This is a genomic window from Conexibacter woesei DSM 14684, from assembly GCF_000025265.1.
Classification (GTDB): Bacteria; Actinomycetota; Thermoleophilia; order Solirubrobacterales; family Solirubrobacteraceae; genus Conexibacter; species Conexibacter woesei.
On the sequence record NC_013739.1, the window covers coordinates 5,403,441 to 5,424,431 of the forward strand.

Consider the following 20,991-nt stretch of genomic DNA (forward strand, 5'->3'; position numbering starts at 1 on the left):
TCAGGCGGGAGCGGGGTCGGTTGCGGCCGGGAGCACGTCGATCAGCGCCAGCAGCTCGTCTCGCCGGCCGTCGCCGAGCACGGCCGCGGCGCAGTCGAACGGTCTGTTCACGTTCGCGTCCTGCGGACGGCAGGTGTCCGTCCGCAGCAGCTCGAATCTTCTTCTGGGCACGATCGAGAGCGCCCATTGCACGCCGTAGACGGTGCCTCTTCTCGCCCACACGTTTCTCTGAGCGTCCTCGTCGTAGAGTCTCTCTCTTCTTCTCGCGACCTCGTAGAAGAGGTTCATCCCGATCGCGAGTCTGGTGCGATTGTTGAAATATCTGCCGAGGTCGCCGCAGGTGTAGTAGCTGTTCGTTCTGAACTGTCTCCGCAGATGGTCACCGTCGATGAACTTGCAGATCGGTCTGCAGTACGGGTGAGCCCACACCTGGTCGCCGGAGGCGAAGATCGCAAACGGTGCCGTGGCGGCAACCCACGCATCGCTGGTCGATCCGTTGCTGCCGTGATGGCCGAGCTTCAGCGCGTGACAGCTGACCTCGCTCGGATCTCTCCCGACGACGTCTCTGAGGATGTGTCTCTCGGTCGCTCTCGTCGCGTCGCCCGTCAGGATCACCTTCTGGCCGTCCAGCTCGAACATCAGCACGATGCTCTTGACGTTTCTGTCTCTGGTGCCGCGGCTGGGCCAGTTCGCGGAGAGAACGTAGAGGTTGACGTCGCCGAACGTCCTCCACGCGATCAGTCTGTTCGCCCCGTCGACTCTCGAGTGATAGTTCTGCGACATCGGGTCGAGCCCGTCGAGCGCGTTCACTCGCCCGACGAGCGTTCTCGTGATCAATCTGCCGTACTCGGCCGCGTTGCCGCCGTAGTACAGGTCTCCGATTCGGAGTCTTCTCGTCGGGTAGTGCGGGAACGTCGCGTCCAGCAGGTCGGGGACTCTGTTGTAGTGGTCCCCGTCGGGATGGGTGATGATCAGGTAGTCGATGTACGGTCTTCTGCGTCTGCGCGCATGGCTGTTCTCTCCGATCGCTCTCGTGAGATATGCGAGCGCGTCTGCCGGCGCCACACCCAGCGGCGTGCGTCTCTCGCCGCAGTCGACCAGCACGAGGCGGTCGAATCTTTCATCTCTGCGACGTATCTGCACGAGCGTGCTGTCGCCCATGCCGACGTCGAGGAACTGGAACGTCATCGTGTCAGGCATCAGGCTGGCACCGGGACCGACGGTGCGGCGCAGGGGTACGGATCGTCGACGTTCGCCGGCTTGGGCAGGTACGTCTGGGTGCGGGTCAGCTCGATCGGGTGGCCGGCCTCGATCGTGAGCTCCCACTGCACGCCGAAGCAGGCGCCGGCCGCGGCCACGACGGAAGCGCCGGTCTCCTCGTCGATCAGCTTCTCGCTCTTGCGCTGAGCGAGGTACCAGAGGTTCATGCAGATCGCGAGCGTGGTCGCGTTGTTGTGGTACGTGCCTCTGTCTCCGCACGTGAAGTAGCTGTCCTTCGAGAAGTGGTCCACGAGCGTGTCGTGGACGACGAACCGGCAGATCGCGCCGCAGTACGGATGCGTCCAGACCTGATCGCCGGAGGCGAAGATCGCATGCGGTCTGGTCGCCTTGACCCAGTCGACGCCGCTCGATCCCTTGCTGCCGTGGTGGCCGAGCTTCAGCGCGTGGCATCGCACCTGCCCCGTATCGCCTCGCATCACCGTCTTGAGGATGTGCCGCTCGGTCGCCTTCGTCGCGTCGCCGCACAGGATCACTCTCTTGCCGTCCAGCTCGAACATCAGCACGACGCTCTTCGGGTTCGTCTTCGCGGCGCGATGCGGCCAGTTGGAGGACAGGACGTACAGCTTGATCGGGCCGTGCGTGTCCCACGGGGCGAGATTGTGGCTGCCGCTCAGCTTGGAGGCGTAGCAGCTCGGCATCGGGTCGATGCCGGCGTCGACCCGACCGTTGAGCCGTCCTTCGACGACGGTCTTGTACTCCTTCGACGCGCCGGAGTAGGACAGCTTGCCGAACCGCAGTCTTCTTCTCTTCCCATAGCTCGGGTAGGTCGCGTCCAGCAGCTGCGGGACCTTGTTGTAGTGGTCGCTGTCGGGATGGGTGAGGACGAGCCCGTCGACGTACGGGTGCGCGCTGCCGCGCGCCATGCTGTTCTGGTCGATCTGCTCGACGAGGTACGCGAGCGCGTCCTCGTGCGCCACGGTGAACGGCGACCCCTTCTCGCCGAAGTCGACCAGCATCAGGCGGTCGAAGGCGGCGCCGTGTCTGCGCATCTGCACGAGCGTGCCGTCGCCCATGCCGGTGTCGAGGAACTGGAACGTGAGTCTCGCCGGCATCAGGCCGGGATCGGGTCGAGGGCGGGGAGCGTCGCGGCGAGCGCTCGCACGTCGTCGAGACGGGGGTCGCCGGCCACGGCGGGGTGGCAGTCGAACGGATCGTCGACGTCCTCCTGCGGCAGGTAGCTGTCGGTGCGGAGGATCTCGATCGCTCTCCCGGTCGTCAGGCGCAGCTGCCACTGCACGCCGTAGGCGTTGTCTCTGTACCCCCACACCGTGTGGCCCGTCTCCTCGTCGGTGAGTCTCTCTCTTCTGCTCTTGACGACGTACCAGAGGTTCATCCCGATTCTTCTTCTGGTCTCGTTGTTGGAGTAGTCGTCGGCGTCGCCGCAGCAGTAGTAGATCGATCTCGGGAAGTCGTTCAGGGCGCCGTAGTCGAGGACCATGCAGATCGCTCTGCAGTACGGGTGAGCCCAGACCTGGTCGCCGGAGGCGAAGATCGCGGTCGGGGTGGTCGTCTGGACCCATCTTCTGCCCGTCGAGCCGTTGCTGCCGTGATGGCCGAGCTTCAGCGCGTAGCAGTCGATCTCGCCCGGCGCGTCGCCGACGACGTCTCTGAGGATGTGTCTCTCGGTCGCTCTCGTCGCGTCACCGGTGAGGATCACTCTCTTGCCGTCCAGCTCGAACATCAGCACGATGCTCTTCGCGTTCAGGTCCGCCGACTGCTTGTCCGGCCAGTTCGAGGACAGGATGTACGCGTTGACGTTGCCGAATCTCTTCCACGGCGTCAGATCGCCGACGGCGTCCAGTCTCGAGTAGTAGTTGTCGAGCATCTCGTCGATGCCTCTGGCCGCATCGATCAGCGGCGCCAGCGTTCTTCTCACGACGTCGCCGTACTCGTCGATCTCACCCGAGTAGTTGAGGTCGCCGAAGCGCAGTCTTCTTCTCGGGTAGTTCGGGAAGGCGGCGCCGACGAGGTCTGGGATCTTGTTGTAGTGGTCGCCGTCGGGGTGCGTGAGTATCAGATGGTCGACATACGGGTCCGCTCTGCCGCGCGCCGCGCTGTTGGCGTCGATCGTCGCGACGAGGTACTCGAGCGCGTCTCTGTACGGGACCTGCGACGGGGTCCGTCTCTCGCCGCAGTCGACCAGCACGAGTCTGTCGTGGCCGGCGCCGTCGGCGCGGATCTGCACGAGCGTGCTGTCGCCCATGCCGACGTCGAGGAACTGGAACGTCAGTCTGTCGGGCACGCCGGCTCCTTGTCGTACGCGGCGTACCAGCCGAGCGCGCTGTTGGCGGCGTTCGGGTCCGGGTCGCCGAACAGCAGCGCGTTCGCTCTCCCGCTCGCTGGGAAGCTGAGCCCGAGGAAGCTCAGCGCGACCGACGCGAGCCGCAGCAGGTAGCCGTCGGTGCTCGTGTCGCGCAGCAGGCTCAGCCGGCCGACCGACAGTCTCAGCGGCCCCATGATCGTGAGCGCGCGGCCGCCGCCGGATCCCGGCAGGCGCAGCCCGACGGCGACGTTCGGCGCCTCCGCGCTCGGCGCCCACGCGAGCAGCAGCGCGCCGCTGAAGCCGAGCTGCGGCGCGAGCGCGCCGGGGCTGCCGAAGCTGAGCGTCAGCTCCAGCCCGAACCAGACGTCGCCGAGCGCGCCGGTCGGCAGCGGCGCGTCGACCGGCAGGAACCCCAGCTCGGCCGGGGTCGCCGCGCGCTCGCGCCCGTCGCCGGAGCCGGACCTGGAGCGCTCGCTCTGGCGCAGCGCCGCGGGGACGAGCGGGAAGCGGCGCGGGAGGCTGCCGGGACGGGCCGCGCTGCGCGCGAGGTCGAACGTCGTCTGCCCGGCGACGAACTCCAGTCTGCGCGTCGCGCGCGGGTCGCGCGGGTCGAACCGCATCGAGACCATCAGCCCCGAGTAGGCGAGGCCGGAGCCGTCGCCGCGGCCGGACGCGCCGTAGCCGAACAGGTCGACGTCGCCGAAGCCGCGGAAGCCGAGCGTGCCGTCGAGGATGAAGCGGGCGACGGTCCGCGTCGCGTCGCTCTCGCCGGTGACGGTAACGAAGACGGCGTCGGCGACCTCGGCGAAGTCGAGCACCTGGCTCGCGATCGTGAAGCGGCTCTGCGTCGTGGTCGTGAAGCGGTAGGCGCCTCTCTGCAACGTCCCCTCGAACAGCAGGTTGTCGCCGCGCAGGCTCCCCGGCAGGCTCGACAGCTCGTTGAACAGCTGGCCGACGAGCAGCTCGACCTCGCTGGAGAACGACGCGATCGCCGAGTTGGCGAAGCGCACGCGCAGCGACGTGACCTTGAAGTCGTACGCGTCGCCGCTGTAGACGAGGTCGGTCGCGTCGCCGTAGAGGATCAGCCCGAACAGCGACGAGTCCTCCAGCGCGATCGCGCGGCCGGCGAGCGCGAACGAGGTGAGCGTGACGCCGAGGTGGTGGGCGCGCACCTCGCCGGTGGGCAGGCCGGCGGCGAGCGCGGCCAGCTCGGGCGGCAGCGTGCTCGTCGGGACGACGGGGTTGAGGTACAGGACGCCGTTCCAGCCGCCGGACGTCGGCTTGCCCGCGAGCACCGTGTCGGCGAAGTACCGCAGCTCCGGCTCGGTGGGCGCGCGCCGCTCCGCGTCGGCGACGATCTCCAGCAGCTTCCGCTGCGCGTCGGCGCCGTCGCCGGCGTTGAACTCGGCGCCCATCGTCCAGCGCGAGCGGTCGGCGATCAGCGAGGCGAGGTCGCCGTCGGTGAACTTGACGATCAGGATCGTCGGCGCGTTCTCGTCGCGCCAGCGCCACGAGCTGAGGTCGAAGCTCCAGCCGGCGATCTCCAGCTGCGCCTGCTCGGCGTATCTGACGAACGTTCTGCCGAACGCCGCGTAGTCGGCCCCGAGGATCGGTCTGAGCGCGTCCTCGAAGCGTGCTCTGGTCGCGAAGACGGAGCCGAGCAGCGCCTGCGCGACGCGCGCGAGCACCGGAGCGGGCACCGCCGCCGCCTGCGCGAGCGCCAGCGTGCGCTGCACGACGCAGAATGTCGTCGAGCAGTGCTCGAACAGCCGCTCCACGTCGGAGACGACGAGGAAGAGGCGGTTGGCGAGCAGCGCCTCGCGCAGCTTGCCGCGCACGTCGGTCAGCGCGAGCTGCTGGGCGCCGCCGCCGGCCTGGGCGAGCACGAGCTTCTCCCACGCGCCGCTCTCGCGCGAGAAGCTCGCGAGCAGGCCCTGGGGGGTGACCGCGCTGATCGGGGACGGGCCCGCGGGCGGGGCCGCGGCGAGCGCCGCTCCCCCCTCCAGGCTCGCGATCACGAGCGCGCGGGCGGCGACGAGCACCTCCGCCTCGAACCGCTGCTCGATCGACCGGCCCGGCCCCGCGTCGAGCCCGGCCCACGGAGCGGCGGGAAAGCTCGCCCGCTCGACGTACGGCGTCCTCGCGTCGGCCGGCAGCTCGGCGGCGCGCAGCGGGAGCGCGTCGAGGAACGGCCCGCCGCCCGCCGTGAAGAGCCCGGCGCGGTCGGGCTGGGAGAAGTAGCCGGCGCTCGGGCCGGGTGCGGACGCGGCTGGGGCCGGCTCCACGTACGCCCACGCGGTCGTGACCGGGTCGCTCACGCCGGGGGCGCTCGCGACCAGCGGGAGGGGCGCGGCGCCGCGCGCGGCGCCCGGCGCGGCGCCGCCCACCGCGCGATCGCTCGGCGCGTCGGGCCGGAACCCGCTCGCGAAGGCAGGCGCGCCCGCGACGAAGCGGACGACGTAGCCGTCCGGCGCCGTCACGTACTCGGCGCCGGAGACGCCGGGCATCAGCTCCAGCTCGCCGCCGTGCGAGTCCGCGACGCCCCAGCCCCAGGTGCCGTCGAGCGTCCAGTACAGCTCGTCGCGCGCCGGGTCGAACGCGAGCACGTAGCGCGAGTCGGGCGGTCGCGCGGCGAACGTCACGGTCGCTCCCCAGCGCGTGCGGAAGCGTGACCGGACCGGCGCCGCCGTCGCGGCCGCGACGGTGCGCTCGCGATCGAGCGGCCGCGCGGGATCGATCCGCACGGCGGCGGAGGCGGGCGCGTCGAGCAGCCGGAAGGCGAGGCTGCCGAACGCCGGCGCCGCGCCAGCGCCGCCGCCGGTCTCGCCGGTCTCGCCGGTCTCGCCGGTCTCGTACGAGTAGCGGATCCACGGGTCGAGCGCGTTCGCGGCGTCGAACCGCAGGATGCCCGCGTCGGGCCCGTCGAGCGCCGCCTCGAAGCGGGTGCCAGCCGGGAGCGTCAGCCCGCCCGGCAGCTCCACGGCGCGCGCGGCGTGGCCCTCGCCGTCATGCGCGAGCACGGTCACGCGCGGCGACGGGCCCGCAGCGACCCAGATCAGCGCCGGCTGGCCGGCGGCCTCGGCGCGCGCCGCCGCCTCCAGCTCGGAGCCCGCGAACGCGCCCGCAAGTGCGGGGCTGGCGAAGAAGACGTCGGCGCGGGCGCGCTCGTGAGCCGCGATCACCTGGCGGCTTCCTGCCGCTGCATTCGCGGCCGACGCCGCGATCTCCCCTGAGCCCACACCGTGCCTGACCCTATTCGAGTGTTTCGGTGCAGTGCAAGGGCCCTTCCCAATTGATGGACGTTCGTCCGTCCCTTCGCCGCCGTCATCATCAATGGTCCACCACGACCCTTGGAGGACCCATGACGCAGAAGGCGGCATTCAACGCCGAGGAGTGGTCGACCGTCGTCAACGCGCCGGCGCTGACCGCGATGCTGATGATCGCGGCGAGCAAGGGCGGCACGGTCCGCGAGACGGTCGCGATCGGCAAGGCGTACCAGAGCGTGCGCGAGCAGCATCCGGGCGAGCTGATGCGGGCGGTGCTCGCGTCGCCGCCGGGGATCGACCGCGCAACCGCGCCGGGCGGCCCGGAGGAGCTGCGGCGCGCGGCGCCGGCGCAGCTGCGCCAAGCGCTCGCGATCCTCGACAACCTCGCGACGCCGGAGGAGGTCGTCGAGTACAAGCGCTTCGTCTACGCGGTCGCCGACACGGTCGCCAGAGCGCACAAGGAGGGCGGCTTCCTGGGCTTCGGCGGGACGCAGGTGAGCGAGCACGAGCAGGCCGCGCTCGACGAGATCGCCGCGCTCTTCGACGCGCCGCCTCCGTCGGCGCCGCCGGCCGCCGACTGACCGGCGCGGCGGCCGGCCGCCGCGCCGGCCAGTAGGTAGCCTGCCTACCTATGAGTGACGAACCGACCTACGGCCCCGGCGACGGCCCGCCCGCGCTCCCGCTCTCGGAGGAGCGCAAGCTCGCGCTGCTCGGCGGCACGATCCACGGCGTGCTGGCGACGACCAAGCGCGACGGCCTGCCACACCTCACGAACGTGATCTACGCGTTCGACCCCGAGCAGCGGGTCATCCGCGTCTCGACGATGGCCGGCCGCCTGAAGGTCAGGCACCTGCGGCGCGACCCGCGCTGCGTGCTGCACGTCTCCAGCGAGGACCGCCTCGCGTTCACCGTCGCCGAGGGTGTCGCCGAGCTGTCGCCGGTCACGACGACGGCCGGCGACGAGGTCGGGCGGGAGCTGTTGAGGTGGGACCGCGCGAAGGGCTCGCAGATCCCCGCCGAGGACGAGCCCGCCTACCTCGCACAGTTGGTGAAGGACGAGCGGCTCGTGATCCGCATCCCGGTCGCGCGGATGTACGGCACCGCGATCGCCGTCGGCTGACTGGTACGGTTTCACAGACACCGAATCCATTTCAGACTGTGAAACTCGGCAGGAGCCACGGATGACCGACCAGAAGCGACCGCTCGCCGAGCGGCTGTCGTGCGCGGACTCGACCTTCCCCAGGCTCTCGCACGAGACCGCGCTGCGGGTGATCGGCGACCTCGGCATCGCGGCCGTCGACGTCTGCGTCTTCGCCGGCAGCGACCACACCCCGCCCGCGGACGTCGTCGCCGATCCGCCCGCCGCGGCGGACCGTGTGCGGCGGCGGCTGGAGCGCTGCGAGCTGGCGGTCGCGGACGTCTTCGCGATCCTCGGGAGCGAGTTCGACGAGCTGGCGGTCAACCACCCCGACGCACAGGTGCGGGCCCAGTCGCTCGACTGCTACCGCGCGGTGCTCGACTTCGCGCGCCGGCTGGGGGCGCCCGGGGTCACGCTGCTGCCGGGCATGCCGTTCGACGGCGTCGACGCGGACGTGGGGCTCGCGCTCGCGGCCGCCGAGCTGCAGCGCCGTGCCGAGCTGGCCGCGGAGGCGGGCCTGCGGCTCGCGATCGAGCCGCACTACCAGTCGATCGCCGAGACGCCCGCGCGCACGCTCGACCTGATCGGCCAGGCGCCGGACGTCACGCTCGCGCTCGACCACAGCCACTTCGTCTTCCAGGGATTCGCGCAGGCGGAGGCCGACGCGCTGATCCCGCACGCCGCGCACGTCCACCTGCGGCAGGCAGCGCCAGGCGTGATGCAGACGCGCACGGGCGAGGGCGCGATCGACTTCCGCGCGCTGCGCGACCGGCTCGACGCCGACGGCTACGACGGCTTCCTCGCGCTCGAGTACCAGTGGGAGGAATGGCTCGACTGCACCCGCGTCGACTGCATCGCCGAGACCGCGGCGCTGCGCGACCTGCTGCTGAAGGAGACCGCATGACCACCGTGCCCGCCCCCGTCCCCGCCGCGCCGCTCGGGCGGCGCCTCGCCGTCGTCACGGGCGCCGGCTCCGGCATCGGCCTCGCCGCGGCGCAAGCGCTGCGCCAGCGCGGCGTCCCGCTCGTCGGGCTCGACCTCGCCGGCCCGCCGGCGGAGCTTCAGGGGGACGACGGCGTCGCGTGGATCGAGGGCGACGTCTCAGCGCCGGCGACGTGGGAGCGCGTCGGCGCCGCCTGTCTCGCTCGCGACCCGCGCGGTGCCGACTGCCTCGTCGCGTGCGCCGGCGCGCTCGTCGTCGCGCCGCTGCTGGAGACCTCGCCCGAGCAGTTCCGGCGGCTGTTCGACGTCAACGTCGTCGGCGTGCTGCACGGCCTGCGCACACTCGTGCCGGGCATGGTCGCCGACGGTGGCGGCGCGGTCGCCGTCGTCTGCAGCGTCAACTCGCTCTTCACAGAGCAGCAGCTGAGCGCCTACTCGGCGTCGAAGGCGGCGCTGCTGCAGCTCGTGCGCTCGACCGCCGCCGAGTACGCCGCCCAAGGCGTGCAGGTCAACGCCGTCTGCCCGGGGATCACCGACACGCCGATGCTGCGCAGCCACATGAACGCGTCCGGCGATCCCGCCGCGGTCGAGCGCGCGGCCGCCCGCCGCACCCCGCTCGGCCGTCTGCTGCGCCCCGAGGAGGTCGCCGAGACGCTGTGCTTCCTGCTCAGCGACGCGGCGTCGGGGCTGGCCGGTGCGGCAGTGACGGTCGACGGCGGGCTGACCGCCGTCTACGACCACGACGGAGGAACCTGACTCGAGCGCTCTCAGCTGTCAGTCAGCGACGATCCGCATCGGCCGGTTCGTGCCGGCGCGCCATACGGTCGCGGCGTTCCGGCTGACGACGGGCATCGCCCCTTGGGTAGGCGTCGCAGACAAGCGCCCAGCGTGTGCCAGAGGACGCTCTGTGCCTTTGTCCGCCAAGGAGCGCCAGGCCTTCGGGACTGCGGTTCCCATCCGACGCGGAGCCTAGTATCCCGTCGCGTGGCCAAGACGAAAACCCTCACCGCAGTAGACCTCTTTTGCGGCGCAGGAGGCTTGAGCCAGGGCCTCGCCGACGCCGGTATGCACGTCGTTGCTGCTGCGGATCATGACCCTGATGCCTGCGCGACGTACCGGCGGAATTTCCCAAGAACAGTCCTTGTCGAAGGAGACCTCACCAGTCGGGAGAAGCACGAAGCGCTCTTGGACGCGCTGCAGGGCTCCGACCTTGATCTGCTTGCTGGTGGTCCGCCTTGCCAGGCGTACAGCCAGGTCCGCAATCACGATCGCCTGATTGACGATCCTCGTAACCGCCTGTACCGGGAGTTCGTTGGCCTCCTCCAAGAGATCCGCCCGCGGACCCTTGTACTCGAAAACGTCCTGGGAATGAGCCAGCTCAAGGGCGGTGCTGTCCGGCGTCAGATCGAGCAAGACCTCTCGCTCCAAGGCGCCTACGACGTAATCTCAGGAGTCCTGGACGCCGGCGACTTCGGAACGCCGCAGCGGCGCCCTCGGCTCGTCTTCATCGGCGTGCGAACAGACATCGGCGTTGCTCCCGGTCTCCCCGAGGGCACAGGGCTCAGTCGTGCGCTCCGCAACGGGCACAGCGGGCAACCAACCGAAGCGTTGTTCAGCTTGGATCGTCCGCTGCACGAGGTGCTGACGGACCCGGGTGACCGGCGTGCTGTCACAGTGCAGCAGGCCCTCAGCGACCTCATCGAACCCGGCGACGTGTACAGCAGCAGACCTCAATCGGCGTATCAGCGATGGATGCGCGTGAAGAGCAAAGTTCCTCAGGACCACACTCCGTCCGCGATCCGCGAAGACACGCGCCGACGCCTTCAGGCGATCCCGCCAGGCGGCAACGTCTATGACCTCCCTGAGGAACTCCTCCGACGGTACCTCGGCGACTCGAAGTGGGGGCCTGCTGGAAACGGGGAGCGACTCGCCCGCCGCCATTTCTACGCCTACCGGCGTCTGCATCCCGACTGGCTTGCGTGGACTGCGAACACAAAGGCAGACTTTGCATACCACTACGAGGTTGCCCGGGGTCTGTCAGTCCGCGAGGCCGCCCGAATCCAAGGGTTTCCTGATCGCTTCCACTTTGTGACCGCGCCAAAGGGCACGCCCGGCCAGCTTAGAAACGGCGCACGGCACTCTCGGTACCGCCAGGTCGGGAATGCGGTGCCCCCGCCTCTGGCCGCCGCGATCGGACGCTCCGTTTGCGATCTCCTCGGCGCGCACGACCCGGCCGAACTCGCAGCTCCCAGCAACTGAGTCTGTTCTTACAGCTGAGCGCACCCTCGGCGCGGCTTGCTCTGCGAGAGTTCTTGTCGTGCCCTCTGACGCACAAGTTCCGGAAGTGACCTCTCCGGGCCGTTCGCGCAACATGGCGGCTATTCGGCGCCGAGATACAGCAATCGAGCGCCGGGTCCGTTCGCGGCTTCATGCAGCTGGCCTGCGTTTTCGAGTGGACCTGCCGATCCGTCTGGAGGGGATCCGGCCAATCCGTCCGGACATCGTTTTCACAAAACGGCGGATCGCAGTGTTCTGCGACGGCTGCTTCTGGCATGGCTGTCCTGAACACGGCAGCCGGCCCAGGATTCGCAACGGCCAATACTGGACGCCAAAGATCGCCGGAAATCAAGAACGCGACGCGCGGCACAAGAGTGCGCTGGAGGCCGCGGGTTGGACGGTGCTGCGGTTCTGGGAGCACGAGGACCCAGACCTGATTGCCGCACGCATCGCTGACGCAGTTCGAATTGCTTCCTGAGCCGACTGCACGGCTGCTCAACCGTGCTCAGCCACCGCTGCTGATGTCTCGCAGGAATGCGTCAAGGCCGATGATGCGCTGCTCGGCAAGCAGCTCCTGCAGCCGCGCGGGATTTCTGCCGAGTCTGGCTCCGTCGCCGAACCTGTGCACTACCCCGAGCGCAGCGGGGCAGATGTGGACGACCTTGTCGAACAGCAGACTGTTGTTCTGTGTATTCGTCGCATTTGTCACCAGCCGTGCAGGGTCGAACTCGTTGGTGATCCACACGTACTCGAAGGGATCGCGCCAGTCATTCATCTGGTTGTACGTCTGGAAGTCCGTAGCCATCTGCTTCTCCCGGTCGGCACGCACGGACCACTTCGCAGAGATCATGATGCGTCGTCTCTCGCCATCTCCCACCCAGAGATCTACCTTCTCGACCTTGTCGCCGTCCCGAGTCGGACGAAACCCAGGGATAGTCTCAAGGACCGTCTGTGCCCCGTGGTGCTCCGGAGGAGCAGGCAGTCGCCGTATCACACCGTCAAGCACGTCCTCGAAGCCACGACCGAGGAGGTTGGCGCGCTTGTTCTCTGAGCTCATATGCGCGTAGACCTTCCGCAGCACGCTGTTGATGCCGTCCTCGTCGAGTCGTTCAGAAGGACTAAGTGACATCAGTGGCTCGACGATTTCGCGCAGCCGGGGATCATCACCCGGCACTGGCATCTTCTTCCGGTTCCCAGCGAAGAGGCTTTCCTGGACTCCGAGTGCGTTAGCGATCATCTCGTCGGCCTCTGCCTCAGTGACCGCGCCTACTACCTGCCGGAACATCCAGTCGACGTGATCCTTGAGATCCATCGGTGCGATCCCAAGCTGGTCGGAGACCCATTCGTGAAACTCAAGACTGCGCGGATACCAGGGCTTGCCAGGCTGGGACTTGTCCGACTCGTAACAATGTGCAATGCCCGTTCGCGTGTCGATCCACAGCAGCAGGCGGTAAACGTCCTTCCATGCGTTCGCTGGATCGATAGTTCTAAGACCAAGGAACTGATTGACAAGACGCACCCGGTTCGGCTGACCGAACGGACCTTGCGAAGTGTTGCTGTTGGACCTCGCCATATCTACGAAGTATTCCGGAAACGGCGGCGGTCCTGGCGCATTGGCAACTGGACAGGGGCGCTGCAAGCGCGGTCGTGCCGTCCATCACGTTGCCCGGCGCGTGCGCGAAGCGGTGCTGGATCATCATCCCGGCGCCGTCGGCGAACGACGAGCCCTCGATCCGGTACGCCGAGGTGCCCGCGCGCCAGAGGAAGCCGTCGGGAAAGCGGTCGGTCGACACATACTGTCCCTCGCCGCCTCAGGATTTCAAACTATGAATACCTCTAGCAGCAATTGAAGTGATAGCATGCCGCCGCCAGCCGCGTCAACGAGAAGGAGCCGGATCGTGAGCATCGCAGCGGATCGCAAGGCCCTGGTCACCGGCGGCGCGGCCGGCTTCGGGCTCGACGTCGCCCGCGCGCTGCGCGCGGCCGGTGCGCGCGTGGCGATCCTCGACGTCGACGCCGCGCGACTGGAACGGGCAGCCGCCGAGCTGGGCGGCGAGACCGTCGCCGTCCGTGCCGACGTGCGCTCCCCCGCCGAGGTCGGCGTCGCGGTCGCGGAGGTCGCCGAGCGGCTCGGCGGGCTCGACACGCTCGTCAACTCGGCCGGCGTGATCCACGTCAAGCCGCTCGCCGACGTGACCGAGCGGGACTGGGACCTGACGCTCGACGTCAACCTCAAGGGGACGTTCCTCGTCTGCCAGGCGGCCGCGCCGCTGCTGCGCTCGAGCGGGCGCGGGCGGATCGTCTCGATCTCCTCCGACGCCGGCCGCCGCGGCGCGGCGCAGCTGCTCGCCTACACCGCCTCGAAGTTCGGCGTCGTCGGCCTGACCGAGTCGCTCGCCGCCGAGCTGGCGGCCGACCAGGTGACGGTCAACTGCGTCTGCCCGGTCGGCTGCCCGACGACCGAGATGGGGAAGGACCTGCTCGACTGGAAGATGAGCGCGAGCGGCAGGACGAGCGACGAGGTGAAGGCTTCCGCCGCGCGGACGAACCTCGTCGGCCGCAACCTGACCGAGCACGACGTCACCGCCGCGATCATGCACTTCGTCTCCGACGGCGCGTCGTTCCTGACCGGCGTCTCGCTCGACGTCGACGGCGGCGCCCGGCTCGGCTCGATCCCCGGCGTCTAGCCGACGGGGCGGCGCGGCCTACGCCGCGCCGACGCCGGCGATCACGTCGAGCAGCGTGTCGGTCAGCGCTCTGCGCTGCTTCTTGAAGCGCTCGGTCGGGACCGTCACACCGTAGGCGGCGACGATCCGCCCGTCCTTCAGCAGCGGCGCGCCGATGCAGGAGACGCCGAGCGCGTACTCCTCCTGGTCGTACGCGTAGCCGCGCCTGCGGATCCGCGCCAGCTCTCTGTCGAGCGCGTCCGGGTCGGTGATCGACGCCGGCGTGCACGCCGCCAGCGGGTGGTCGCGCAGGTAGCCCTGACGCACCTCCGGCGCCGCCCACGCGAGCAGCACCTTGCCGTTGGCGCGCGCGTGCCCGTTCTCGTACGGGCCGCTGCCGACCTCCGCGACGCGCACGATGTGGCTGCTCTCGACCGACGCCAGCACGCGGATGTCGTGCTCGCCCCAGTCGGCCAGGTAGACCGTCTCGCCCGTGCGGTCGGCCAGCTCGCGCAGCGCCGTCAGCAGCTGCTCGGAGACCGAGCGGCCGCGCAGGTACGCCTGCGCGAGGATCGCCGTGCTCGGCCCGAGCACGTAGCGGCGATGGACGTCCTTCGCCAGCAGCCCCTGGTCGACGAGCGTGTTGACGAGGTGGTAGCACGTCGGCAGCGCGAGGCCCTGCGCCTCGGCGATCTCCTTCGCGTTGGCGCCGTGCGGCTGCTCGGCGACCCACAGCAGCAGCTGCGAGGCGCGCGCGACCGACTGGATCCGCGTGCCTGTCTCGACCGTGTTCATATGGTGAAACTCTATCTCAGAGCGAAGCGGTCGAGCGCCCGCTCGTCGACCGTGACGCCGAGTCCGGGCGCCGCTCGCAACGCCAGCAGCCCGTCGCGCTGCACCCACGGATCCTCGATCACGTCGTGCTGCATCGGCGACTCGTGCGGCTTGAAGTCGAGCGTGTCGCCGTGCTCGGAGAGCGCCAGCACGTGCAGGCTGGCCGCCGTGTTCAGCGCGCTGCTCCAGCTGTGCATGCTGTATCTGAGCCCCGCCGCCTCGACCATCCGCACCACCTCGCGGCAGCCGGTCAGCCCGAGGCAGCGCCCCGGGTCCAGCTGCACGACGTCGACGCCGCCGCAGGAGAGCACGTGACGGTAGGTCTCCGGGCTCCACTCGTCCTCGCCGGTGCCGACTGGCGTCGTCGTCGCCGCGCGCAGGCGGCGGTGGTGGTCGAGGTCGGCCGGGTGCAGCGGCTGCTCGACCCAGCGCAGGTCGAACCGCTCCCACTCGCGCAGCCGCCGCTGTGCCGTCGCGAGGTCCCAGACGCGCTGCGCGCCCGGCACGTCGACGACGAGCGACAGCTCGTCGCCGATGACCGCGCGCACCTCGGTCAGGTAGCGCAGGTCGCGCGTGCGGTCCTCCCCGAAGACGGAGTCGAGCGTCATCCCCCAGCCGGCCTTGACGATCCGGTACCCCTGCTCGCGCATCCAGGCGAACTCGGCCAGCGTCCAGTCGAGGTCGTCCATGTCGAAGATGATCGACCCCATCGCCGGGATCTCGTCCTTGAGCCGCCCGCCGAGCAGCGTCACGACCTGCTGGCCGAGCAGCTTTCCCTTGAGGTCCCACAGCGCCATGTCGATCGCGCTGATCGCGAACGCGGCGATCCCCTCGACGCCGAACCAGTAGGCGTGCCGACACATCGCGTGCCAGTGCGCCTCGACGTTCGTCGCGTCGCCGCCGAGCAGCAGCGGCGCGAACGCGTCGTGCACGAGCGTCCGCGTCGCGCGCGTCGCCGCGGGCACCTGCGAGATCGCCTCGCCCCAGCCGACCACGCCGTCCGCCGTCTCGATCCGCACGAGCGTGACGCAGCGCTCCGCGCCGCGGTAGTGCGGCTCGGCGTAGACGAGCGGAAACGCCTCGATCCTCGCGATCACGTGCTCCATCAGGCTCCGAGCAGGCTACGGATCTCGCCGGCGATGTGTCTCTCGCTCGGCAGCCATGCGTCCTCCAGCGGCCCGGCGTACGGGACTGGTGTGTCGGGACCGCTGACGAGTACCGGCGCGGCGTCCAGCGACTCGAAGCGCTCGGCGACGACGCCGGCGACGACGGTCGCGCCCCAGCTGCCGCCGAGCGGCGACTCCTGCACGACGACGAGGCGGCCGGTCTTGTCGACGCTGGCGCCGATCGTGTCGAGGTCGAGCGGCAGGACCGTGCGCGGGTCGATCAGCTCCAGCTCGATCCCCTCGGCGGCCAGCTCCTCCGCGACGCGCTCGGCGCGCTGGCGCATCAGCTGCGTCGCGACGACCGTCGCGCTCGTGCCGCTGCGGATCACGCCCGCTCTGCCGATCTCGATCGCCTCGCCGGCCGGCCCCAGCTCGCCCTTGACGTTGTACATGCCCTTGTGCTCGAAGAAGAGCACCGGGTCCTCGTCGCGCACCGCGGCCATGAACAGCCCGTACGCGTCGGCCGGCGACCCCGGCACGACGACCTTCAGCCCCGGGCAGTTGAGGAACCAGTTCTCGACCGTCTGGGAGTGCTGGGAGGCGAAGCCGCCGCCGGCGCCGTTGGAGAGGCGCAGCGTGACGGGCAGCGTCACCTGGCCGCCCGTCATGTAGCGGTACTTCGCGAGCTGGTTGGCGATCTGGTCGAAGCAGACGGCGGCGAAGTCGGCGAACATCAGCTCGGCGACCGGGCGCCGGCCCTTCAGCGCCGCGCCGATCGCCGCGCCGACGATCGCCTGCTCGGAGATCGGCGTGTCGAGCACGCGCTCGGGGCCGAAGCGCTCGAACAGCCTGTCGGTGACCTTGAACGCGCCACCGGCCGCGGCGATGTCCTCGCCCAGCAGCACGACGCGGTCGTTCTCGGCGAGCGCGTCCTCCTGCGCGCGCCGGATCGCCTCCTTGTACGTGACCTGGCTCATGCGTAGACGTCCTCGTAGATCAGCTCCAGGCCGGGCGCGGGCGCGGCGAGCGCCGCCGCGTACGCCGTCGCGACGGCCTCCTCCGCGTCGGCGCGCGCCTGCGTGACGGCGCCGTCCGCGACGCCGCGCTCGCGCAGCAGCGCCTCCAGCCGCGGGATCGGGTCCAGCTCCAGCCACCGCTCCAGCTCGCCCTCCGGCCGGTATCTCGCCGGGTCGGTGCGCGAGTGGCCGCGGTGGCGGTAGGTCAGGCCCTCGACGAACGTCGGCCCCTCGCCGGAGCGGGCGCGCCGGACGGCCTCGGAGACGACCGCGTGGACGGCGACGACGTCGTTGCCGTCGACGCGCACGCCCGGCATCCCGTAGCCGGCCGCGCGCGCGGCCAGCTCCTCGACCGGCGTCGTCGTGGCGAGCGGCGAGTACTCGCCGTAGAGGTTGTTCTCGCAGAAGAAGATCACCGGCAGCTTCCAGATCCCGGCGAGGTTCATCGCCTCGTGGACCGCGCCGATGTTCATGCTGCCGTCGCCGAAGAAGCAGAGGCTGACGGCCTCGCTTCTGTCGAGCTTGGCGGCGAGGGCGAGGCCGGTCGCGATCGGCAGGTGCGCGCCGACGATCGCGAACGAGCCGTAGGCGCCGACGCCGACGTCGGTCAGGTGCATCGAGCCGCCCTTGCCGCGACAGAGGCCCGTCTCGCGGCCGAGGATCTCGGCGAACGTCCCCTCCAGCGGCGCGCCCATCGCCAGCACGGCGCCGTGGCCGCGGTAGGTGCAGACCATCGAGTCGCCCTCGCGCAGCGCGCCGCAGGCGCCGACGACGCACGCCTCCTGGCCGTTGCAGAGGTGCGTCGAGCCGCGTACGAGGTTCTTCGTGAACGCGCGCTGGATCTCGTCCTCGAAGCCGCGGATCTCGATCATCCGCCGCAGCATCCCGAGCAGCTCGGCGTCGGTCATGCGCACCGCCCCGTCTTTCATATCGTGAAAATCTCCATAGCCAGTTGAAAACAGCCTGGCATGACCCGCGCCCGCCTGTCAAGATGCTGCGAACACATTTCAAAGTCTGAAAGTGATTCGGAGCTGACGATGGACTTCACGATCTCGGACGACCTCGCTGACATCCGCCAGGCGGTCCGCCAGCTGTGCGAGCGCTTCGACGGCGAGTACTGGCGCGCGCTGGAGCCCGACCGCTACCCCGACGAGTTCGTGCGCGCGCTGACCGAGCACGGCTGGCTCGCCGCGCTGATCCCCGAGCAGTACGGCGGCGCCGGCCTGCCGCTGTCGGCCGCGAGCGTGATCCTCGAGGAGATCTGCGCCAGCGGCTGCAACGCCGGCGCGTGCCACGCGCAGATGTACGTGATGGGGACCGTCCTGCGCCACGGCAGCGATGAGCAGAAGGCGCGCTGGCTGCCCGAGATCGCCGCCGGCAGGCTGCGCCTGCAGGCGTTCGGCGTGACCGAGCCCGGCGCCGGCTCCGACACGACGAAGATCCAGACGCGCGCGCGGCGCGACGGCGACGGCTGGGTCGTCGACGGCCAGAAGATCTGGACCTCGCGCGCGGAGCACTCCGACCTGATGGTGCTGCTCGCGCGCACGACCCCGATCGACCAGATCGAGAAGAAGACCGACGGCCTCTCGGTCTTCCTCGTCGACATGCGCGAGCGCGGCGACGAGCTGACGATCAGACCGATCAAGACGATGATGAACCACGCCACGACCGAGGTCTTCCTCGACGGTCTGCGGCTGCCGGCGGACGCGCTCGTCGGGGAGCAGGACAGAGGCTTTCGCTACATCCTCGACGGCATGAACGCCGAGCGGATCCTGATCGCCGGCGAGTGCATCGGCGACGGCCGCTTCCTGACCGAGAAGGCGGTCGGCTACGCGAGCGAGCGGACCGTCTTCGGGCGCCCGATCGGCGCCAACCAGGGCGTCCAGTTCCCGATCGCCCGCGCGCACATGGCGCTGGAGGCGGCGAACCTGATGCGCTGGAAGGCCGTCTGGCTCTACGAGCAGGGCAAGCCGTGCGGCGCGGAGGCGAACATGGCGAAGTTCCTCGCCTCGGAGGCGTCGTGGGCGGCCGCGAACGCCAGCGTCGACGCGCACGGCGGCTTCGGCTTCGCGGAGGAGTACGACGTCGAGCGCAAGTTCCGCGAGACGCGCCTCTACTCGGTCGCGCCGATCTCCAACAACCTCGTCCAGGCGTACGTCGGGCAGCACGTGCTCGGCCTGCCGCGGTCCTACTGATGAGCGCCGCCGCGCCACTCGCCGACGTCCGCGTGCTCGCGGTCGAGCAGTTCGGCGCCGGGCCGTGGGCGACGTCGCAGCTCGCCGACCTCGGCGCCGACGTGATCAAGCTGGAGGATCCCGCCAGCGGTGGCGACGTCGGCCGCACCGTGCCGCCGTTCGCCGAGGGCGAGGAGTCGCTCTTCTTCGAGACGTTCAACCGCGGCAAGCGCAGCATCTCGCTCGACCTGCGAACGCGCGCGGGCCGCGCCGCGTTCGAGCGGCTCGTCCCCCACGTGGACGCGATCTACTGCAACCTGCGCGGCGACCAGCCGGATCGCCTCGGGCTGACGTATGACGCGCTCGCGCCGCTGAACCCGCGGATCGTCTGCTGCTCGCTGTCGGGCTTCGGCCGCACCGGGCCGCGCGCGGCCGAGGGCGCCTACGACCACGTGCTGCAGGGCCTCGCGGGCTGGATGAGCGTGACCGGCGAGCCCGATGCGCCGCCGACGCGGACCGGCCTCTCGCTGGTCGACTTCGCCGGCGGCTACATGTCCGCGCTCGCACTCATGGCCGGCGTGTGGCGCGCGCGGCGCGACGGCGTCGGCGGCGACTGCGACACGTCGCTGCACGAGACGGCGCTCGCGCTGCTGACGTACCTCGCGACGTGGACCGCGAGCGCCGAGTACATGCCGCAGCGGCGGCCGGAGTCGGCGCATCCGTCGATCGTCCCGTTCCAGGCGTTCCGCACCGCCGACGGCTGGATCACGGTCGCGTGCGCGAAGCAGAAGTTCTGGGTCGCGCTGTGCGAGGCGCTCGACCTCGCCGACCTGCTCGCCGACCCGCGCTTCGCCGACTTCGCCGGCCGCGACACCCACCGCGACGCGCTGCTGGAGCTGCTGCGCCCGCACTTCGCGGCGGAGACGAGCGCGCGGCTGCTGGAACGGCTCGCCGCCGCCCGCGTCCCGAGCGGCCCGGTCAACGACGTCGCCGCCGCGCTGCGCGACCCCCAGGTCCTCGCGCGCGAGGACGTCGTCTCCTACGACCACCCGCGCTTCGGCGCCGTCCGCCAGATCGCCTCGCCGCTGCGCATCAGCGGCCACCGCCCCGACTACCGCCGCGCCCCCGGCCGCGGCGAGCACACCGCCACCGTGCTCGAAGCGCTCGCCGGCCTCACCCCCGCCGAGATCGCCCAGCTCGGGGCCGAAGGGGCGTTCGGGGCCGAGGCGTGACCCGCAGCTAGACTTGAGAGGCGTTTTTCAGACGGTTCGGGCCAACCAGCCGCGCTCGGCCCGCTCCTCGGAGCGGGCCGAGGTCGTTCTGGAGCCGCAGGGACCTGTCACTCCTCGAACAGATGCCGGTGGCGCGTGAGGCGCAGGCGGCTGCGCTCGATGTGGGCGCGCATCAGGTCCTCGCCCGCGCGCGAGTTGTCGCTCTCGAGCGCGTCGATGATCAGCTCGTGCTCAGCGTGCTGCAGCTCGAAGTCACGCTCGGTGAACGTCGTCAGCAGCACCCGCCGGTACTGCTGGCTGATGTTCCAGTAGCTGACGATCGTGCGCAGCAGCCGCGGCGTCGGGATCCCCGCGTAGCAGGCGAGGTGCAGGCGCCGGTCGCCCTCAAGCCACCGCTTGGGGTCGTGCACCAGGCCCGGCAGCGCGGCCGAGAGCGTGTGCGCGCGCTCGATCTGCTCGGGCGTCAGCCGGCCGACGCTTTCGGCGAACGCGAGCGGCTCCAGCCGCTCGCGCATCTTGTAGATCTCCTCGCACTCGGCGAAGTCGAGCAGCGCGACTCTCGCGCCGCTGTTGGGCCGCAGCACGACGAGGCCTTCGCTCTCCAGCAGCCGCAGCGCCTCCCGCACCGGGAAGCGGCCGACGCCGAGCCGTCTCGCGACCGCCTCCTGGCGGATCGGCGAGCCGGCCCGCAGCTCGCCGTCGAATATCAGCTCACGCAGCTGCTGCGCGACGTCCTGCGCGCGCGAGGTCGGCTCCTCCCACGCCCCGTCGTCGTCGATCAGTGAATCGGCCATCG

Annotated in this window: 20 protein-coding genes; 9 read left to right on the plus strand and 11 right to left on the minus strand. The window is 70.2% G+C overall.

Annotation, left to right across the window (positions count from 1 at the left end):
- From CWOE_RS25375 to CWOE_RS25390, 4 genes are read right to left on the minus strand one after another with little or no spacing between them, the layout of a single operon-like run.
- The gene (locus CWOE_RS25375) at positions 1 to 1,200 is read right to left on the minus strand and encodes a ComEC/Rec2 family competence protein (protein WP_012936518.1); all 1,200 of its coding nucleotides are present in this window, start codon (positions 1,198 to 1,200) and stop codon (positions 1 to 3) included.
- Positions 1,200 to 2,333 (minus strand): ComEC/Rec2 family competence protein, encoded by a 1,134-nt coding sequence (locus CWOE_RS25380; protein WP_012936519.1) that lies wholly within the window; start codon positions 2,331 to 2,333, stop codon positions 1,200 to 1,202. The genes CWOE_RS25375 and CWOE_RS25380 overlap by 1 nt, the downstream gene beginning before the upstream one ends.
- On the minus strand, positions 2,333 to 3,523 hold the full coding sequence (locus tag CWOE_RS25385; protein ID WP_012936520.1) for a ComEC/Rec2 family competence protein: 1,191 nt from the start codon (positions 3,521 to 3,523) through the stop codon (positions 2,333 to 2,335). Before CWOE_RS25385 ends, CWOE_RS25380 begins: the two co-directional genes overlap by 1 nt.
- Positions 3,508 to 6,726 carry a hypothetical protein gene (locus CWOE_RS25390; protein ID WP_012936521.1) on the minus strand — a complete coding sequence of 1,073 codons (3,219 nt, stop codon included), beginning with the start codon at positions 6,724 to 6,726 and terminating at the stop codon, positions 3,508 to 3,510. The genes CWOE_RS25385 and CWOE_RS25390 overlap by 16 nt, the downstream gene beginning before the upstream one ends.
- Positions 6,727 to 6,905: 179 nt before the next feature.
- Between CWOE_RS25390 and CWOE_RS31465 the strand changes: the two genes are divergently transcribed.
- From CWOE_RS31465 to CWOE_RS34380, 6 genes are all read left to right on the plus strand, one after another.
- Complete coding sequence (locus tag CWOE_RS31465) at positions 6,906 to 7,391, plus strand: hypothetical protein (protein WP_012936522.1); 486 nt, start codon at positions 6,906 to 6,908, stop codon at positions 7,389 to 7,391.
- Between the two features lie 50 nt (positions 7,392 to 7,441).
- Entirely contained in the window at positions 7,442 to 7,930 is a 489-nt protein-coding gene (locus CWOE_RS25400) for a TIGR03618 family F420-dependent PPOX class oxidoreductase (RefSeq protein WP_012936523.1), read from the plus strand.
- A 61-nt stretch (positions 7,931 to 7,991) separates the two neighbouring features.
- Complete coding sequence (locus CWOE_RS31470; protein ID WP_012936524.1) at positions 7,992 to 8,852, plus strand: sugar phosphate isomerase/epimerase family protein; 861 nt, start codon at positions 7,992 to 7,994, stop codon at positions 8,850 to 8,852.
- Positions 8,849 to 9,646, plus strand: a complete 798-nt coding sequence (locus CWOE_RS25410; protein ID WP_012936525.1) for an SDR family NAD(P)-dependent oxidoreductase — start codon at positions 8,849 to 8,851, stop codon at positions 9,644 to 9,646. The genes CWOE_RS31470 and CWOE_RS25410 overlap by 4 nt, the downstream gene beginning before the upstream one ends.
- 228 nt (positions 9,647 to 9,874) lie before the next feature.
- The gene (locus CWOE_RS32225; RefSeq protein ID WP_012936526.1) at positions 9,875 to 11,149 is read left to right on the plus strand and encodes a DNA cytosine methyltransferase; all 1,275 of its coding nucleotides are present in this window, start codon (positions 9,875 to 9,877) and stop codon (positions 11,147 to 11,149) included.
- Positions 11,150 to 11,207: 58 nt separating this feature from the next.
- Complete coding sequence (locus tag CWOE_RS34380) at positions 11,208 to 11,645, plus strand: very short patch repair endonuclease (RefSeq protein ID WP_201447064.1); 438 nt, start codon at positions 11,208 to 11,210, stop codon at positions 11,643 to 11,645.
- A gap of 27 nt (positions 11,646 to 11,672) precedes the next feature.
- On the opposite strand, the gene CWOE_RS25420 is transcribed toward CWOE_RS34380, so the two are convergent.
- Both CWOE_RS25420 and CWOE_RS34520 read right to left on the minus strand, forming a co-directional pair.
- A complete protein-coding gene (locus tag CWOE_RS25420; protein WP_049793408.1) occupies positions 11,673 to 12,479 on the minus strand; it encodes a hypothetical protein in 807 nt (268 codons plus the stop codon).
- Between the two features lie 175 nt (positions 12,480 to 12,654).
- Entirely contained in the window at positions 12,655 to 12,960 is a 306-nt protein-coding gene (locus CWOE_RS34520; protein WP_081425501.1) for a family 1 glycosylhydrolase, read from the minus strand.
- Between the two features lie 105 nt (positions 12,961 to 13,065).
- On the opposite strand from CWOE_RS34520, the gene CWOE_RS25425 reads away from it, so the two are divergent.
- Positions 13,066 to 13,854: an SDR family NAD(P)-dependent oxidoreductase gene (locus CWOE_RS25425; RefSeq protein ID WP_012936528.1), complete on the plus strand. Its 789-nt coding sequence runs from the start codon at positions 13,066 to 13,068 to the stop codon at positions 13,852 to 13,854.
- Between the two features lie 18 nt (positions 13,855 to 13,872).
- Here the strand turns inward: CWOE_RS25425 and CWOE_RS25430 are convergent, their stop codons facing one another.
- From CWOE_RS25430 to CWOE_RS25445, 4 genes are read right to left on the minus strand one after another with little or no spacing between them, the layout of a single operon-like run.
- Positions 13,873 to 14,628: an IclR family transcriptional regulator gene (locus CWOE_RS25430; RefSeq protein WP_012936529.1), complete on the minus strand. Its 756-nt coding sequence runs from the start codon at positions 14,626 to 14,628 to the stop codon at positions 13,873 to 13,875.
- 11 nt (positions 14,629 to 14,639) lie between these two features.
- Positions 14,640 to 15,773 (minus strand): mandelate racemase/muconate lactonizing enzyme family protein, encoded by a 1,134-nt coding sequence (locus CWOE_RS25435; RefSeq protein ID WP_012936530.1) that lies wholly within the window; start codon positions 15,771 to 15,773, stop codon positions 14,640 to 14,642.
- Positions 15,773 to 16,750, minus strand: coding sequence for an alpha-ketoacid dehydrogenase subunit beta (locus tag CWOE_RS25440; protein ID WP_012936531.1), 978 nt, complete (start codon positions 16,748 to 16,750; stop codon positions 15,773 to 15,775). Before CWOE_RS25440 ends, CWOE_RS25435 begins: the two co-directional genes overlap by 1 nt.
- Entirely contained in the window at positions 16,747 to 17,697 is a 951-nt protein-coding gene (locus tag CWOE_RS25445; RefSeq protein ID WP_236262157.1) for a thiamine pyrophosphate-dependent dehydrogenase E1 component subunit alpha, read from the minus strand. The genes CWOE_RS25440 and CWOE_RS25445 overlap by 4 nt, the downstream gene beginning before the upstream one ends.
- Positions 17,698 to 17,826: 129 nt before the next feature.
- Here CWOE_RS25445 and CWOE_RS25450 point away from each other — a divergent pair, with 129 nt between their 5' ends.
- The gene (locus CWOE_RS25450) at positions 17,827 to 18,984 is read left to right on the plus strand and encodes an acyl-CoA dehydrogenase family protein (RefSeq protein WP_012936533.1); all 1,158 of its coding nucleotides are present in this window, start codon (positions 17,827 to 17,829) and stop codon (positions 18,982 to 18,984) included.
- Positions 18,984 to 20,195: a CaiB/BaiF CoA transferase family protein gene (locus CWOE_RS25455; protein ID WP_012936534.1), complete on the plus strand. Its 1,212-nt coding sequence runs from the start codon at positions 18,984 to 18,986 to the stop codon at positions 20,193 to 20,195. Before CWOE_RS25450 ends, CWOE_RS25455 begins: the two co-directional genes overlap by 1 nt.
- Before the next feature lie 107 nt (positions 20,196 to 20,302).
- On the opposite strand, the gene CWOE_RS25460 is transcribed toward CWOE_RS25455, so the two are convergent.
- Positions 20,303 to 20,989 carry a GntR family transcriptional regulator gene (locus tag CWOE_RS25460; RefSeq protein WP_012936535.1) on the minus strand — a complete coding sequence of 229 codons (687 nt, stop codon included), beginning with the start codon at positions 20,987 to 20,989 and terminating at the stop codon, positions 20,303 to 20,305.
- Between the last annotated feature and the right edge of the window lie 2 nt (positions 20,990 to 20,991).